Source organism: Vibrio sp. NC2, from assembly GCF_025195005.1.
GTDB classification, from domain to species: domain Bacteria; phylum Pseudomonadota; class Gammaproteobacteria; order Enterobacterales; family Vibrionaceae; genus Vibrio; species Vibrio splendidus.
In genome coordinates this window covers 40,562-56,798 of the sequence record NZ_JANVFC010000001.1, presented here as the reverse complement: position 1 = coordinate 56,798, position 16,237 = coordinate 40,562, and the positions used below count along the sequence as shown (strand labels likewise).

Annotated in this window: 17 protein-coding genes; 11 read left to right on the top strand and 6 right to left on the bottom strand. The window is 44.4% G+C overall.

The genetic code is table 11. The features are described from left to right. Positions 1–45 precede the first annotated feature (45 nt). Positions 46–1,002 (bottom strand): glycosyl transferase family protein, encoded by a 957-nt coding sequence (locus NX845_RS00255; protein ID WP_065681186.1) that lies wholly within the window; start codon positions 1,000–1,002, stop codon positions 46–48. 197 nt (positions 1,003–1,199) lie between these two features. Here NX845_RS00255 and NX845_RS00250 point away from each other — a divergent pair, with 197 nt between their 5' ends. From NX845_RS00250 to NX845_RS00235, 4 genes are all read left to right on the top strand, one after another. Further along, positions 1,200–1,808: a TetR/AcrR family transcriptional regulator gene (locus NX845_RS00250; protein ID WP_017091364.1), complete on the top strand. Its 609-nt coding sequence runs from the start codon at positions 1,200–1,202 to the stop codon at positions 1,806–1,808. 102 nt (positions 1,809–1,910) lie between these two features. Beyond that, a complete protein-coding gene (locus NX845_RS00245; protein ID WP_065681185.1) occupies positions 1,911–2,285 on the top strand; it encodes a hypothetical protein in 375 nt (124 codons plus the stop codon). Positions 2,286–2,374: 89 nt separating this feature from the next. Further along, positions 2,375–2,974, top strand: coding sequence for a thiol:disulfide interchange protein DsbA/DsbL (locus NX845_RS00240; protein ID WP_054541062.1), 600 nt, complete (start codon positions 2,375–2,377; stop codon positions 2,972–2,974). Positions 2,975–3,177: 203 nt separating this feature from the next. Further along, positions 3,178–3,672, top strand: coding sequence for a peptidylprolyl isomerase (locus NX845_RS00235; RefSeq protein WP_004736286.1), 495 nt, complete (start codon positions 3,178–3,180; stop codon positions 3,670–3,672). Between the two features lie 130 nt (positions 3,673–3,802). Here the strand turns inward: NX845_RS00235 and NX845_RS00230 are convergent, their stop codons facing one another. Then, the gene (locus tag NX845_RS00230; protein WP_065681184.1) at positions 3,803–4,240 is read right to left on the bottom strand and encodes a cytochrome c; all 438 of its coding nucleotides are present in this window, start codon (positions 4,238–4,240) and stop codon (positions 3,803–3,805) included. 208 nt (positions 4,241–4,448) lie between these two features. Here NX845_RS00230 and NX845_RS00225 point away from each other — a divergent pair, with 208 nt between their 5' ends. Then, on the top strand, positions 4,449–5,093 hold the full coding sequence (locus NX845_RS00225; protein ID WP_065681183.1) for a cytochrome b/b6 domain-containing protein: 645 nt from the start codon (positions 4,449–4,451) through the stop codon (positions 5,091–5,093). 16 nt (positions 5,094–5,109) lie between these two features. Continuing rightward, positions 5,110–5,538: a MarR family winged helix-turn-helix transcriptional regulator gene (locus NX845_RS00220; protein ID WP_017091366.1), complete on the top strand. Its 429-nt coding sequence runs from the start codon at positions 5,110–5,112 to the stop codon at positions 5,536–5,538. 103 nt (positions 5,539–5,641) lie between these two features. On the opposite strand, the gene NX845_RS00215 is transcribed toward NX845_RS00220, so the two are convergent. The 4 genes from NX845_RS00215 to NX845_RS00200 all read right to left on the bottom strand — a co-directional run bounded on the left by NX845_RS00215 (position 5,642) and on the right by NX845_RS00200 (position 9,255). Further along, positions 5,642–6,502, bottom strand: a complete 861-nt coding sequence (locus NX845_RS00215; protein WP_065681182.1) for a DMT family transporter — start codon at positions 6,500–6,502, stop codon at positions 5,642–5,644. A gap of 110 nt (positions 6,503–6,612) precedes the next feature. Further along, the gene (locus NX845_RS00210; RefSeq protein ID WP_065681181.1) at positions 6,613–7,710 is read right to left on the bottom strand and encodes an alkene reductase; all 1,098 of its coding nucleotides are present in this window, start codon (positions 7,708–7,710) and stop codon (positions 6,613–6,615) included. A gap of 14 nt (positions 7,711–7,724) precedes the next feature. Continuing rightward, on the bottom strand, positions 7,725–8,102 hold the full coding sequence (gene gloA / locus NX845_RS00205; RefSeq protein ID WP_004736293.1) for a lactoylglutathione lyase: 378 nt from the start codon (positions 8,100–8,102) through the stop codon (positions 7,725–7,727). Positions 8,103–8,319: 217 nt separating this feature from the next. Then, positions 8,320–9,255 carry a LysR family transcriptional regulator gene (locus NX845_RS00200; protein WP_017086115.1) on the bottom strand — a complete coding sequence of 312 codons (936 nt, stop codon included), beginning with the start codon at positions 9,253–9,255 and terminating at the stop codon, positions 8,320–8,322. A gap of 134 nt (positions 9,256–9,389) precedes the next feature. Between NX845_RS00200 and NX845_RS00195 the strand changes: the two genes are divergently transcribed. From NX845_RS00195 to NX845_RS00175, 5 genes are all read left to right on the top strand, one after another. Next, positions 9,390–10,625 (top strand): OmpP1/FadL family transporter, encoded by a 1,236-nt coding sequence (locus NX845_RS00195; protein ID WP_065681180.1) that lies wholly within the window; start codon positions 9,390–9,392, stop codon positions 10,623–10,625. A 997-nt stretch (positions 10,626–11,622) separates the two neighbouring features. Continuing rightward, positions 11,623–12,264, top strand: a complete 642-nt coding sequence (locus tag NX845_RS00190; protein ID WP_065681179.1) for a magnesium transporter — start codon at positions 11,623–11,625, stop codon at positions 12,262–12,264. Then, positions 12,264–13,253 (top strand): efflux RND transporter periplasmic adaptor subunit, encoded by a 990-nt coding sequence (locus tag NX845_RS00185; RefSeq protein ID WP_017078921.1) that lies wholly within the window; start codon positions 12,264–12,266, stop codon positions 13,251–13,253. The genes NX845_RS00190 and NX845_RS00185 overlap by 1 nt, the downstream gene beginning before the upstream one ends. A 286-nt stretch (positions 13,254–13,539) precedes the next feature. After that, the gene (locus tag NX845_RS00180) at positions 13,540–15,516 is read left to right on the top strand and encodes an alkyl sulfatase dimerization domain-containing protein (protein ID WP_065681178.1); all 1,977 of its coding nucleotides are present in this window, start codon (positions 13,540–13,542) and stop codon (positions 15,514–15,516) included. 207 nt (positions 15,517–15,723) lie between these two features. Then, positions 15,724–16,212, top strand: coding sequence for a hypothetical protein (locus tag NX845_RS00175; protein WP_102569331.1), 489 nt, complete (start codon positions 15,724–15,726; stop codon positions 16,210–16,212). Positions 16,213–16,237 lie beyond the last annotated feature (25 nt).

Sequence of the window (16,237 nt, the reverse complement as noted above, 5' to 3'; positions counted from 1 at the left end):
AGGCCAGCACTCGCTGACCTTCTCTCATTGGTTAAAAACCATCATCTAACGCGCACAATACTCATGCCACAGACGCACCGCTTTCTGGTATGCCTCAGTTTTATCGTGCGTTTCTGCGAATAAAATCGCAGTCATACTGTCCACAACACTGTTCGCCATCAACTCCATCTCATCTTCCGGTGTACCCAGTACACATTCAGAAGGCAGAGGCAGTTCAACATTCATCGAGCCTTCCCAGTAGAAAGATTCCACCTTCTCAGGAGAACTCATCCAGACCGTTTGACTCACTTTAGGGTTGTATTCTGATTCGCCATTCATGCCTTTAAATGAAATCACCGAGTGCGATTTATTACCAATGACATGTTCAACTTCAGCGTGTAATTGAGGAAAGCCCGGGTGAAAACTACCACGCAAGCCCAAACGACCACCACCGGGGTTCAATGCTCGAACTACAGTATTAATCGGCGTTCTCAGCCCGTAACGGTGTTTCCAACCAATCATAGTTTGAGCTTCAGGTGCGAAGTTCGCCAAAGGCAAATAGGCGATACCATCCGCTTCAAGGATCTGCTTGGCGTCTTGTGTGTCTTGAGCTCGGCGAACACCAACACACTCTAGATGGGTCTCAACGTGCGTACGGCCACTTGGTTTGTCCATGTAGCCATGCATTAAGACTTTATAGCCATTATCAGCTAAGATTTTTGCCGCCAACAAATTCCAAGGCTTACCACTGGCGGTATCGTTACGCTTACCTGCGTAGCACGGCCAGTCAATATCGGCGCCTAAGTCTGGCACTCGAGATTGAAACGCTTTTACAAAGCCAGCGATCTCTTCATTAGTTTCATTCTGCACACGAATCAACATCAGTAGCATAGCCATTTGGTCGTCGCCGACCTCTCCGCTTAAATACTCATCCATGATGCGGTAGGCTTGTTCGAACGATAAAGGCTTACGCCCTCTTTCTCCTCGTCCAACTGTACGAATACACTCTAAAATACTACTCATTGATTGTTTATTCTCTTCCGTTGATATCAATAAAATTCGAATACGCTTTCGATTCTATGATACCCACAGTGCATTGCAAAGCGATTCAGTGGCTATCGACCTAATTACCAATACGCGGATTGGTGTTCTAAAAGTAAACTTACTGGTGTAAAATTAGCGTATGCAATGCTAACCGCGACCTATTGAGTAGTATCCCGATGACTGTAAAAAAAACGCTGAGCCAAAGAAAACGTGAATCGATCGTTGCCGCTGCTATCGCAGAGTTTACTGAGCACGGTTACAAGGCCACCAGCATGGATAAAATATCGAGCCGCGCGGAAGTATCAAAGCGCACGGTATACAACCACTTTGCCAGCAAAGAACTGCTTTTAGATGAGATTTTGGACAGCATTTGGAGCAAGACTCTCGCCGCGACGCATTTCCCTTATCAAGCAGAACTTCCTCTTGATGAGCAACTCACTTCGATTGCCAATCAAGAACTAGAACTTTTAGAATCAGAAGGCTTTATCGACTTATCTCGCGTGCTGTTCTCAGAGTATTTCCATAACGCCGAACTGGCGCATCAAGCGATGGAAAAGTATTCCCAAGCAGAAAGTGGACTCACAACCTGGATTAAAGCAGCACAGGCAGATGACCGCTTGATTGAACTAGACCCTCTATTTGCATCTACCCAGTTTATTGCACTGTTAAAGTCTTTTGCATTTTGGCCACAAATCATTGGTCATACGCCGTCACCGGATGCTGCACAAAAACAGGTAATCATCCAATCCAGTGTCGAGATGTTCCTGAAACAGTATCAAGCGTAATAAAAGTTGAGCTCGGCTAAGTTTTATTGGGTTTGATTAGAGATGCACAAACGAGTGAGGTATGATTCGCCTGCTTCACTCGTTTACCAAGACTAAGAATTCATGCCAAAGTTGATTAACAAAATTTGGGTACACGCTTTCATGCTCTTCGCTATGCTAATGGCCACCATTAGTGTGGACAGCATCGCGAGCAGCAATGCTCTGCAAGCCCCCCAATCTCAATCAACTTCTGCCAATAGCTTCTCTTTCTCTGCTTCTAACATCAGTTCTGTAGAGAGCACCCCAACACCTTTTTCCAGCGCACAACCCACCGTTGAGCACCACTGTTGTGGATCGGTCTGTCTACTGAAAATGCCACCACTGATCGTTTCTGAATCTTTCGAACCGCAGATTGAATCACTGGCACTGATAGAAAAAGAGCCTTCGCACAAAGCGATTGTTGCACCACAAGCGCCATACCGCCCCCCTATTTCCTAATCGTTTGTCCCTGTTTGGCAATATCTGCCACCAAGTTATAACAGCATTTTTGCTGTATCAAATGACATCCGAATTTAGGAAATGAACACATGAAAAAACTATTTAGCCTCTTTGCCGCTCTACTCTTGAGCGCTTCAGTAAACGCCGCACAATTTGAAGAAGGCACGCACTACAAAATCCTTGATGTAGCAAAGGCCGACAAGCCTGTCGTTACCGAATTTTTCTCTTTCTACTGCCCACATTGTTACAAGTTTGAAGGGGTCATTAAGTACCTAAAAGCAGACTTGCCAAAGTCAGCAAGCTTCCAAAAAGTGCACGTCGCTTTTATGGGTAACAACATGGCAGTACCAATGGCGAAGGCTTACGCGACCATGATTGCTCTAGACGCTGAAGAAAGCATGGTTCCTGCCATGTTTGCTCAGATCCATGAGAAGCAACAAACACCAAAAAATGAAGCAGAACTGCGTGAAGTTTTCATTGATAACGGTATCGATGCGAAGAAGTTTGATGCGGCATACAACAGCTTTGCAGTGAACTCGATGCAAAAACGTTTCGATAAAGAGTTTGATCAAAGCACACTAACAGGTGTTCCTGGAGTTCTGGTTAACAACAAATACATCGTGAAACCGGATCAAATCAAGAGCTACGAAGAGTACAACCAACTAGTTAACTACCTGCTAACGCTCTAGGTCTGTTTTTCATCTCAAAGCCAGTGATTTCATCGCTGGCTTTCTTATATATGAAGTCTCCCTAGCCACTCACCATTTCCGTAAATCCGCTTGGGAAGTATTGTTAACTGGCATCCTCCACAATTTTTCATATACTGCACTCAAATAAGCTAACCACTGTGCTGTAGCACTCAAAATATTAGCACTCAAATATTGGGACCTTTATGATCATTCTGACCACAAACTTTGGCGACATTGAAATTGAACTGAACCTTGAAAAAGCGCCGGTAACGTCGAAAAACTTCCTTAAATACTGCCAAGATGGCTTCTACGAAGGCACAACATTTCACCGTGTTATTGAAGGTTTCATGATTCAAGGTGGTGGACACACTATCGACATGACAGAAAAGCCAACTCGTGCACCTATTGTGAATGAAGCTAACCGCGGCTTAAAGAACGTGATTGGATCTCTCGCAATGGCTCGCACTGACGCACCCCATTCAGCAACGGCGCAGTTCTTTATCAACCTTGACGACAATGATTTCCTTGATCATACAGCAACCAGCAACTCAGGTTGGGGCTACGCTGTGTTTGGCAAGGTATCAGCAGGTATGGATGTGGTAAACAAGATTGCGCTTGCACCAACCACCACTCGCTGGGGGCATGAAGATGTACCGTGTGAAGACATCGTGATTACTAAAGTCACTGTTCGCGACTAATTCACTCACGTGCTTTCCTGCCACTAGTGCATTCGAATTGATTGCACAAAGAAAAGAAGGCAGCGCGATAGAACTATGGTGGTAAGGATTCGACTTTACCACCTGTATTCAAAGCTCGTTATTAGAATCGTTACCAACGAGAGCGGTAAGTGCGGTGACATCCTTTACAAGTATTGTTCACAGAATCTAACCCTTGTTCTGCGCTCGACAAATCTTGCTCAACACTCGCTTGATAAAGCTCAGAAAAGCCTTGGTTCATCTGCAACATCAGTTGGTTAAATTTCTCAGGCTTACTCCAAATCTCCTTTTTTGCCTTACCTCCAGTATCACCTTCAGCAAAACTCGCATTCAATACGGTTCCATGTTCCACCAACATGTCACTTAACTCACCCACTTTCAGCCAATCCACATCACTGTTATTCAATTCTGAATCGACTTGTTTGCTGACCTCTTCAATAGAGCTAAAAGCTTGCTGACGATTATTTACAACATCCGCTGCAGCGATAGAGATCATAGGTAGAGCAATCGTAGGCAGTGCGATGATTAAAGCGATGGTGAATTTTTTCATAGTGTCATTCCTAGTGATTAATTGATTGAGTGCTTAATTGACTGAGTGATTTGTTCGTTAATCACTGATTGGTTTCTTAGTAAATTACGGCTTGATAGTTCAGCCGTAATCGATGAGATGCATTTAATTTACACAACAATAGTTGCTCACGCAACTATTGTTGTGTAAGTTATTCCCACCAAGCAAATTCGCAAACAGGAAAACCATTATGAAAATCTGGGATCTACCAACTCGACTTTATCACTGGCTTCAAGCCGCACTCTTTATTGGTCTTGCTGCGTCAGGGTTTAACGGACAAGGCCCTCATGTTTACTTAGGCCTCGCACTGTTCAGTCTGATTTTATGGCGCTTGGTTTGGGGAATCGTCGGCAGCGATACCAGTCGCTTTTCTCAATTTATTAGCTCTCCAAAATCAGCTTGGATTTACTTACGGGGAAAAGCACAACCAAAACCGGGACATAACCCGTTAGGTGCTTGGATGGTGATAGGAATGATCACAACTCTGTTTATCCAATGTATGACAGGGCTTGTTATTGCCGGATTCTTTGATGCGATTCCAGGCTCGGAACTCGTGATTACTGATGCAGTATTTGATGTGTTATGTGGTGTGCATGGTATTGCAGCACGCATGTTAGTGGTCTTTGTGGTACTGCACTTGGTGGCCATTATCATTTACAAACTGCGTTCAAAACCGCTGGTTCTTGCCATGATCACAGGCAAACAAAGCCATTCAGCGTCAACGGATTATTTCAGAAATGGCAGTCAATTGGCTTTTTCATCAAATAGGAAAGCGTTGTTGGTGCTAATTGCATCGGTATTAGTTACGATGACAATAGTTGTGATATCACAGTAAAATTAGGTTGCGAAAGATGCCAGAAGAGTTTGATAGACAAAAAAGCTTTGGTTGGATGATCAATGTGATCGCCAATAAAGCGACCAAAGATTTCGACACGGAATTGAAGGAACATGGCTTAAGCATTGCACTATGGCCAACCATGATGTGTCTTTGGGAAGAAGAAGGTGTGACTCAGCGTGATATTGCTGCGAAATCCAAAGTCGAGAATTCAACAACGACACGTACATTAGACAAGTTAGAAAAGCTTGAACTGGTCGAACGCAGAGCCGATCCAAACAGTCGCCGTTCTTTCCGAATTTACTTAACGGATAAAGGTAAAGCACTTGAAGAACAACTCGTTCCTATCCCAGTTCGTTTAAACAAAGCGTTGATGAATGAGTTAGATGCTGAAGAACAGCAACAAATGCTCAAGCTACTTCAGAAGGTAGTCGCGGCAATCTGATATTACCGCGTTCACTGCTTACCAAGCTCACTGCTTAGCAAAGCTTATTACACTCTGAACGTGTATTGAAAAATAACCAACACTCGGCCTTGCGCCGAGTGTTTTATTTTCGTCTCGACCATTTGATATAGCAAAACAGTGAAGCAATGATCACCGCTCCACCGAGCAGCTTCTGCATCTCTACACTTTCGCCAAGCACACTCACACTTAACAGCAGCGTCCACACAGGCTCAAGAATCATGATCAATGCCGCCACTTCCATATTCACGGAGTGCTGACCGACCGTTTGCAGCAAGTAACGAATAGATGTTGCGATCACCGCAGAGACAATAAACCAGAAGACTAAGGTTTTGGTGATTTCGAACTCCGGCTGAGCTGTCATAGAAGCAAAGGCTAAACCACTCACACCCACTACAAACAGCTGCACACAAATTGATGCGATAGGCTTGATATTGGTAATCACACGCTTGTTCATCACAAAGTGAACAGACAACAACATCGATGCTAACAAGAAGTAAACCTGACTCTGCTCAACATACCAGCCGTTGCCCAAAGTCAGCAGTAGCATGCCGATAATCGCGATAGGGAAAGACATCCAAAACGCACGATTAGGCTTAACTCGAAAAAAAATCCAAGACACAAACGGTGCAATGATCATGGCTAAGCTCATGATGAATGCCCCTTCCGACAAGCTTTCAGTCACCGAAACTGCAAATACCCATACCTGCAATGAGGCAGACAGCAGCAAACCCACTCCGCAAAGAGAAAGAACCTGCTTAAGCGAAAGCTTACGAATATGGTGAATACAAAATGGCAGAAGAATCAAACTCGCGACGAGGAATCGCACACCAATGAACACTGGCCCCGGCATTTCTAATACCACCAGCTTAGATGCAATCCATCCAATCCCAGCTAACAGGGTAGCAAATAGGAGGTAAAGCTCTCCGCGCATCGCTTTCATCATTTTACTTGGTCCAATAACAAAAAAAGCAACCCGACTCTGCAAGGTTGCTTTTTATAAACATTCAACAGGATCAAGATACTATCTCAATACTCTGCTTCAGGCAGCTGTTTTTAGCCTGCGTATTCTGGGTAATCAATTAAACCCTTTTCCGCACCACCAAACAATGTGTTTGGATCGTGCGCCGCAAGTGGGTAACCATTTTGAATACGAGCTGGTAAATCTGGGTTAGCAACGAATGGACGACCAAAACCAACCATGTCAGTTACGCCTTCAGCAACCGCTTTTTCGCCACGCTCGCTATCGTATTTACCCGCATAAATCAGGACACCTTGATAAGCATTACGTACTGCTGATTTAAAGGTTTTTGGTGTTTCAGGTGCATCGTCCCAATCGACTTCTGCAATGTGTAGGTAAACAATTTTGTATAGGTTAAGTAATGCTGCCGCCGCTGTGTAAGTCTCGACTGGCGTAGCATCAACGGTACCATTCAACGATGTGAACGGAGCAAGACGCACACCAACACGGTCAGCACCAATCGCTTCAACCATAGCCTCAACCACTTCACCTAGGAAACGTAAACGGTTTTCGATTGAACCACCGTATTCGTCAGTGCGATTGTTTGCTTCAGAATCGATGAATTGGTTGATTAAGTAACCATTCGCGGCGTGAAGTTCGATACCATCAAAGCCTGCTTCAATCGCGTTCAAAGCCGCTTGGCGATACTGTTCAACCACTGCTTTGATGTCTTCTTTCGTCATCTCACGAGGTTCAACCACATCCACAAAACCCGGCTCATCAGTGCCGTTATCGATGAATACTTTTACGTTTTCTGCTTTAAGTGCAGAAGACGAAATTGGTTGTTCACCACCAATGTTGTCTGGGTGTGTTACACGGCCTACATGCCAAAGTTGAGCGAAGATAACGCCCTCTTTTTCATGTACGGCATCAGTCACTTTTTTCCAACCCGCAATCTGCTCATCAGAATAGATACCCGGAGTCCAAGCGTAACCTTGGCCCATAGGTGAAATTTGTGTGCCTTCCGCAATAATCAAACCTGCAGAAGCGCGTTGAGCGTAGTAAGCCGCCATCATGTCGTTTGCTGAATTACCAGGTTGCGTTGCGCGAGAACGCGTCATCGGAGGCATAACAATACGGTTTTTAAGCTCGATATTACCAAGTTGAATTGGTTGAAATAGTGCGTTTGTCATTGTTATATCCTCGATTAACCTAGTTGAATCAGTTCGATTTGGTAGCCGTCTGGGTCAGTAATAAAAGCAATGTGCGTTGAGCCACCTTTTACTGGCCCCGCTTCACGAGTCACATTGCCACCTAGCGATTTGATCTTGTCGCATGCTGCGTAAATATCGTCTACACCCAATGCCAGATGACCAAACGCGCTGCCCATCTCGTACTCATTCGTATCCCAGTTGTACGTTAGCTCGATAGTCGTGCCGCCTTGTTCGTAGCCAACAAAAACCAATGTGTAGCGGTAGTCTTTGTTTTCATGGCGTTCAAGTTCCTTCATTCCCAATACCTTGGTGTAGAACTCGATAGACTTGTCTAAATCAGTAACTCGGATCATTGTGTGTAGGAATTTCATATTTCACCCTTATTAGCACCACAAGCATGGCGCCGTTATTATTTTGAGTGGAGGTTATCCACTAATCTCTGAGTGAAATAATACGATTCAGCGAGGAATTAAGGAAATTATCAAAAATTCTCAATGTGATAATTTTTTGTTATGAACTTTATGACTAACACGAAATCAATGACACAAAAAAGGGAAGCCAATGCTTCCCTCAGAGTTAGACCCTCAATTAGAACCGCAAACGCCTATCTTTAAGCGCCTTCGACATTGCATCTGATGTACTGATGACTTGTTCTCTGAACCATTTATGAGCGGGGTCGCTGTTCTGCTTCTTCAACCAAATCAGGTAGTGAGACATCGGCTGATACTCAAAAGGCGGCTTGAACAGCTGCAAACTTAACTTTTCTTGAAACTGCACGGCCATTGATAAAGGCACCACTGTAATGTAATCAGATTGGCTACACAGCAAGATATTACTGAACAGTGAACGCCCATGAAACACGATTTTACGCTGGGACAGATCCAAAGATGTGTAGTGATTCAAACTGCGAACTTTGCGTCGTGTTCTGTCTAATACGGCATGCTTTTCACTTAGGAACTGAGCTTCGCTGATTTCACCTTGGATTCGCGGGTGATCAGCTCGACACACGATCACAAACTCGCCCTCATAAAGTGTTTCACTGACGATACTTGGGTGTTCAGGTACCACAATATCGATCATCGCATCGAACTCTTGCGTCAAAAGATCTTCGTAAATGCGCTCATCACTGTCTGGTTGATCAAACACTTCTAACGACAAATTTTGATTGGGAAGCGCCGCGAAACTATTGAGTAATACCCACTGTAAGTGCTCAGGCGCAGAAATCACAAACTTACGCTCAGAGGCTTGCTCATCAAAATTAGCCATCGACTGAAACACACCATTGAGTTCATTGATCGGCGCTTTAATTTGTTCATACAAGCTTTGCGCATAAGACGTAGGCGCAACACCTCTTCCTTTACGAACAAAAAGCTCTTGGCCAATCTCTTTCTTTAGGCGGGCTAACGCGGTACTGATGGTCGATTGGTTGGTACTGAGTTGATCCGCAGCCTTACTTAAACTGCCCTGCTCCATCACCGCAGAAAACACAGCAAGTAGGTTGAAGTTGGGGATGTCATTACTCATATATCATTACTCGTTAGGCGACCATGAGTACTATGCTATCGTAAAAGCGATAGAATGAAATAAGAATCCCTCGTTTAAAGTCCCAAATTGAGACACTAACATCCCGCGTAATTAGTTTCTTAATAGGTTTCCCCATGAAAAAACACTACCTTGCCATCACTATTGCGATGATGACGAGTAACGCGATGCTTTCAAACCCAGCACTGGCTGCGGCTCACCTTCTTCCTGAACTTGGTTCTCTCAACGCAAGTACCGCAGGCGCAGGATCGGCAGCGTTAGCTGAAAGTGCGTTAACCACATGGACTAACCCTGCCGCTATGTCTCAGCTAGAAAACCCTGAACTCACCGTCAATCTGGCAGGCCTCTACACAGACATCAACTATTCAGACACAGACCCAACAGAGCGTTTTGACAGTAACATTGATGCTGGTGGTTGGGCTCCGGTAGGAAGCTTCTACTTTGTCACCCCTATCAACGACAAATTTCACGCTGGCTTTGCTTTGGCTTCTCAAGGTGGTTCAGGGATCGATTATGGTGATAACTTTTCTGGGCAGCGTTTATTAAAGAATGTTGAATTCATGACTGTTCAACTAATGCCTTCGATATCTTACAAAGTGAATGAGCAGCTTTCGTTGGGTGCCTCAGTCAATGCGGAATACCTCACTGCTAACGGCGAGTTGAATCCTTTTATCGGCACTGGCGACATTGGTTCTGAACACTTATTCGAAGCAGACGCGGATGATTTCACGGTTGGCTACTCTCTTAGTGCCTTTTACCAACCGAACGAACAACACCGTTTTGGTTTTATCTACCGCTCTGAACTTGCTCATTACGGTGAAGGGGATCTTCAACATTCGGCTAGCGACACCAAGCGTGATGTTGGGCTCGACTTTATCATGCCTCAACACATCCAAATTAGCGGCGTGCACGCCGTTAATAACCAATGGGACATGCTGTGGAGTGTGACTTGGTATGACCTATCAACTTGGACTGACCTCACACTAGACATCAATGATAACTCAGTAAAAGTTGTCGACCGTAACTTTGACGATGTGTGGAACCTAGCCATAGGTACTCATTACCAAATCACCCCAACCTTGCGACTAGAAACAGGCATCAGCTACGAGACTTCTCCTCAAGATGACGCAACTCATCAATATATGGATCTTCCTGTAGGCGAAACCAAACGTATTGGCGCCGGTGCCACCTATGCGCTCAATAAGAACTGGGAACTGCGCGCTTACTACGATTACATCGATCTCGACGAGCCTGAGCTTAATTACTCAAAGGGGCAAGTTATCAATGTTCAAGGCGCTTATGATAACAGCGCACACTTCTTCGGTATGCAAGCGAACTACCGCTTCCTGTAAAGCGGCAGTCTCGACCTTTCGTCAATTATCTATGAGTCACGCACAGTGCCTGATTCATGGCCTCACTCGTGCACAACATCAAGGCCTAGCTATCCGCTAGGTCTTTCTCTATCTGTTCTTCAACTGCAATGTTTTATCCCCAATCAACATCCCATTTGATTGGGTTAGATTACACATTCAATAGAACATAAACAATACGATATTGTCTCGTTTATCATGACACTGTGTTCAGCGACATTGAGATATACATTTGAAGAATTAAAGCTACAATATTTCGAATCCAGCGCTCTACCGTAAACAGAAACGTATTTTTCCAGTGTTCAAAAACCTATTATCAGTTATATGCCATCCATCATTCGTTTCTATTACTCCTTTTATTGTAAGAAGCGTGTAAAAAGATTAATTCCGCCAAATTGCTTACTGATGCTTTTATTAGTCATTTCATTGATCCAAACCAAGTTAATGAACAATGTTTTCTATCTGTATATGAGCCTTTTCAAATAAATCGACCTACCGATTTAGAGTTATAACTACTAATCGTAATTACGATATTATCAAATCGTAATTCTGGGTAGATACTGCTCAAAACTCTTCCTATTATCCTGCTAACAAATCAATTCTTAGCCCAAACAGAATGCTGACAAATGTTTTACAACACTATGTCAATTGCCATGGAAGATCCCCTCGACAGACGAGGTATTACACGTAAAGAAGACAATAGCTAAAAGAACGAGCCTAATATTTCGTTCAACAGTGCATCGTCATTCAACCTGCGTTTCAGGCTAACAATAAGAATTGATTTGTAGAGGAGCATATTCGCTTCTTGATACCGAGAATCGGTTGTCTGGACTGAGCAATATCACTTTAAATATCATCTATTACTTTTGTTTATTATGAGCACCAATCTCTCCACATAATAGACATCTACTTTTTAAGATGTCATTAAAGATGACTTCTAGGCTGCAAATTCTCTCTTCTTATTGATGTAGGTTGAGATATGAACTTTATAAAAATCGTTTTCCAGAAGATCTGGGCCGTTGCTATGGTCTTGATTAAATTCTGCCTGTTTATGGCGGTGATGTTTGCTGGTGCATGGGCTCTTGCACCGTTAGGCACTATCCATTCTAAAGACATCGACATGTCTCAATTCAACAACCATCCCAATGAAATGATGATGAACTTCTTCCAGATGGAATACTTCTCTGGTTACTTGTTCTCAGTGACCATTGCTGTGGTATTAGCCGGTGTTTACGGCATGTGGCAATTGCATGAACTGGGAGTGCATAAAGCAAAAGAGCACAAAAGCGCTCACGTACAGATCGTGTTTGCACTGTCACTTTGCGGGCTCTTCATCAGCAAAACATTCTGGGTTATCGCGTTGGTTATCGCATTGGCGAACTGGAAGCATATTGGTCAATCACTGAGTGATGTGATTCGCCGTGGTGTACAGCCTAAACAAGACGCGACCAATACAGAGACAGCCGCAGTACACGTATCACCTGAACAATCGGTAACAGAGCCGTCTCAAACACAACACTCTCCAGTAGAACCGTCTTCAGAAGCTCAGCCTTCAAAAGAACAGGCTTCAGAAGTAAAGGCTCCAACAAAACCATCCCCTACAGAAAAAGAGGTCGCATAATGAAAGAGATGATGATTCCATACATCCTAATTGTATGGTCACTGTTTGCGACAGGCGCACTTAAGAAGAACTTCAAAAACTATACCTGGGCTGCCATTGGCGGTGTAACGATTCTTGCGGTATTAGCGGTTATCTCTCGCTTGTGGGCACCCGTTGATTTAACGAACTCAACCACAGTGAAAGCACCACACGCGGTGATGTCACCTATCTTCGGCCAACAGATCGACCAAGTGCTTGTTGATCACAACCAAATGGTTAAAGAAGGCGACATAATCTACACGCTCGTCGACATCGATTCTGCCGCAGACAAAGCAAAGATCGAATCTTCAATTGTTCAGAAAGAAGAAGAAATCAAGCAAATGACTCGCGACTTAGAGCGTGCTGAAACGTCACCTGAAATCTTCAATATGCGTGACGTAGAAAAATACGACTCCGATCTTCGAGTGCTGCACGCTGAACTTGTGTCGTTAAAAGCCGACCTACAAAAAGTAAATTGGGCGCAAGAGAAGAAAACCATTAGGGCTGAATTTGATGGTCAGGTATCGATAGTGAATATTGCTGAAGGTTCTGTCATGGGTAACATGCACCTCTACAACACCAGCAAAAAGTTCCTTGAGATGCGCATTTCAGACCAAACTTATGGCTATGTTCAAGTAGGAGACTTCGCTGAGTTCTTCGTTGATGCCTACCCTGGGCACGTGTTCCGAGCAAAAGTACACAGCTTTAATGCCGGTACCGGTGAGTCGAGTATTTCTCCACTTCAGGGGCCACAAAGCGTCGGTCAACACGTGGTAAGAAACGGTAATGCTTTAGGTCGTACTATCGTACTTGAGATCATCGAACCAGAAGGTTACAACATCCCTATTGGTTCAACTGGCGCGGCTTGGATCTCGGCTGAGAAGCCGCATCCGTTCTGGGGCTTCATCGATGTAATCGGCGCAGCAACGGTTCGCCTACAATCTTACAAGTCTTACTTAGGTGCTTGGTAAGTACTGAGGTTCTCGGTAAGTATTAAGATTCTCGGTAAACACTTATATAACAGCTATTAGTTCCAAATTAAATGCCCTGAATTTCAGGGCATTTTTGTATCTGTCACAAGCCCCCACTTACTAATTGATTTAGATCAAGATAAATCGCCAATACAATCATTAGATATATAAATCATCGAAAAAACGATATATCGATATCCTATTAGCGCGTAGATAGCGACCTCTCCCACCTCTATCATTTGGCTCAAGAAATCCAATTCCTGTATCCAAATATAAGGTCACTACCATGACTAATACATTCAAAAAAATGGCGCTCCCTGTTGCTATCGCGAGCGCTCTATTTGCTTCTGGTTTTGCATCTGCAACTCCAACTGTAGAAGCGACATCGAAAGTAGGCCAAGAACTTCAAACAGCAAATGCTGCGCAATACCAAAACATTGACCTTGATGCTCGCTACAAGAGTGAGGTTCTTTTCGAACACAAGTCAAACCTATTCTGGGGCAAAGGCGAGCGCATCCAAGTTGTATCGAAAACGGGCGACTCTCTGGCTTACACAGAAGAATCTGATCACGTTCATCCAATTCTCACCAAGCACGGTCGTAAAATGGACCAAGCAATCATCAAAGTGGATGACAATATTTATCTTGGTTACGGCTTCGGTCTAGACACTCCTGTCATGATCGAAGGTACGGACGGCATCATCATTGTTGATCCAGGCGAGTCGGTAGAAATGGCTCAATCGGTTAAAGAACAGTTCCGTCAAATCACAGACAAGCCGGTTAAAGCCATCATCTATTCTCACAACCACATCGACCACATCTCTGGTGTGCGTGCATGGGTGACTGATGAAGAAGTAGCATCAGGCGAAGTAAAAATCATCGCTGAAGAAGGCCTAACCGCAGCAGTGGCTAACTGGTCTTCAAACCTAGGTACTCTATTTGGTCACCGTACTTCTTACACAGGTGCTAAGCACGTAGAAGAAGGTGAGCACGGCACAGTAAACGACGGCCTTGGTCCACGTTTCATGCAAGGTGCTATCTCGTTCATTGAACCAAACCTGCTGGTACCAAGCCAAAGCCACATTGAAATTGAAATTGCTGGCGTTAAGATGCACATTGAGAACGTGCCATCTGAAACTAAAGATGAGTTAGTGGTTTACTTCCCAGAGCAGAAAATCCTGCACGCGGCTGAAGTACTTCAAGGTGAGAACTTCCCTAACCTTCACACCATCCGTGGTACTAAATTCCGTGACCCATCAATGTGGTTCAAGGGCATCGACGTAATGCGTAAGTTCGACACTGAGATCATGATTAACTCTCACGGTCGTCCTGTTGAAGGTAAAGAAGCGGTATCTGACGTATTAACGGCTTATCGTGATGCGATTCAATACACGCATGACCAAACAATCCGTTACATGAACAAAGGTATGACGCCAGACGAGCTAGTTGAAGTGGTTAAACTTCCTGAGCACCTTGCAGAGCACCCTTGGTTAGGTGAGCACTACGGTACCGTTGCACACGCCGTTCGTCAGATTTACGTAGGTTACAACGGTTTCTTCGAAGCGGATCCATGGCAGCTAGAGCCAATGGCTTACGATCAACGCGCTAAAGCATTCGTAGAGATCATGGGCGGTCGTGACAACATCATCGACACAGCAAAAGCGGCGATGAAAGCAGAGAACTACACCTTTGCAGCAGAGATTCTTTCTTACCCAATCACGGTAAACAAAGATGACATGGAAGCACGCTTACTGAAAGCACAAACTTACAAAGCATGGTCTGCAGATCAAGTGAACATCAACTGGCGCAACTGGGCATTGAATGCTGCAGCTGAACTAGAAGGTACTCGTGATTTCTCTAACATGATCAGCTTCGCTTCTGTAGACGTACTAACTGCGCTACCAAGTAAGCAAATCTTCGATATGATGACGTCGACGCTAATCGCAGAAAACTCGTTAGACGTAAACATGATGCTAACGTACAACTTCTCTGATACTAACGAAGCATTCACTATCGAAATTCGTAACGGCATTGCTCAGTTACATGAAGAGGCAGTGAAAGGCGCAGACGTTCAAATCAACACCACTCGTGCAGTATTGAACCAAATCTTGATTGCGGGTCCAAACGCTCAACAAGTGATTGGTACCAACCTACAGTCTGGTGCATTCAAGTTCTCGAATGGCGACATCAAAGGCTTCGGTCAATTCATGAGCTACTTCGATAAGCCAATGACTCCAGAAGAGATCATGCTCATCGTTCGCTAATAGCGGGTTCGAACGGTCGCTCTTCGGCGATAGCTCTTCGATGATAGCGTGTTAGTAAACAATCACTAACACACTATCAACCAATACGCTGACCGCTTCACATGGACGACAAACAAATACAGGGACCCTTTGTGGTCCCTTTTTTTATCGTCAGGTTCGGCTTCTGCCGTCAGATTCTTAACCCTGTTATAGGTCTCGATAACCATTATGTTAAAACGATTTGCTCTGATTCTTTCACTCACCTCTTCACTCACGTTTGCCTGTGGTCTTCACCAAGATACCGGATTTAGTTTGGTGACAGAGCCCGGTTCACTCGAGGTATTTGGCAACGTCATTACAGCCAGACAAGACGATGAATTCAACAACCTCAATAAGCCGGATCACTTTCGACTCTTTGCCATCAAGGCCGCGCTTGCGAAACCCCACCCAAACAAAATTGAGTTCAACTTATTCGAAGCAATTAAAGGTCATTACAGCCAAGTGAAGTTTGAGAAGGGTGTCGATGTCTCAGGCAGAGATACTTTGCCTACCGAGGAAGATCTATTACTGATTACGGAACTCGATGTGTTCGATGCGCTAGCAACTGGCACCATATCTTGGGATCACGCGACACTAAACGGCTTAGTGATCATCAACGGCCCACAAGATAAACGAGAGCAGCTTGAAGATTGGCTGAGTGATATTTTTGAAGGGTAATAGCTTAAAGCGGGACAGATAAAAA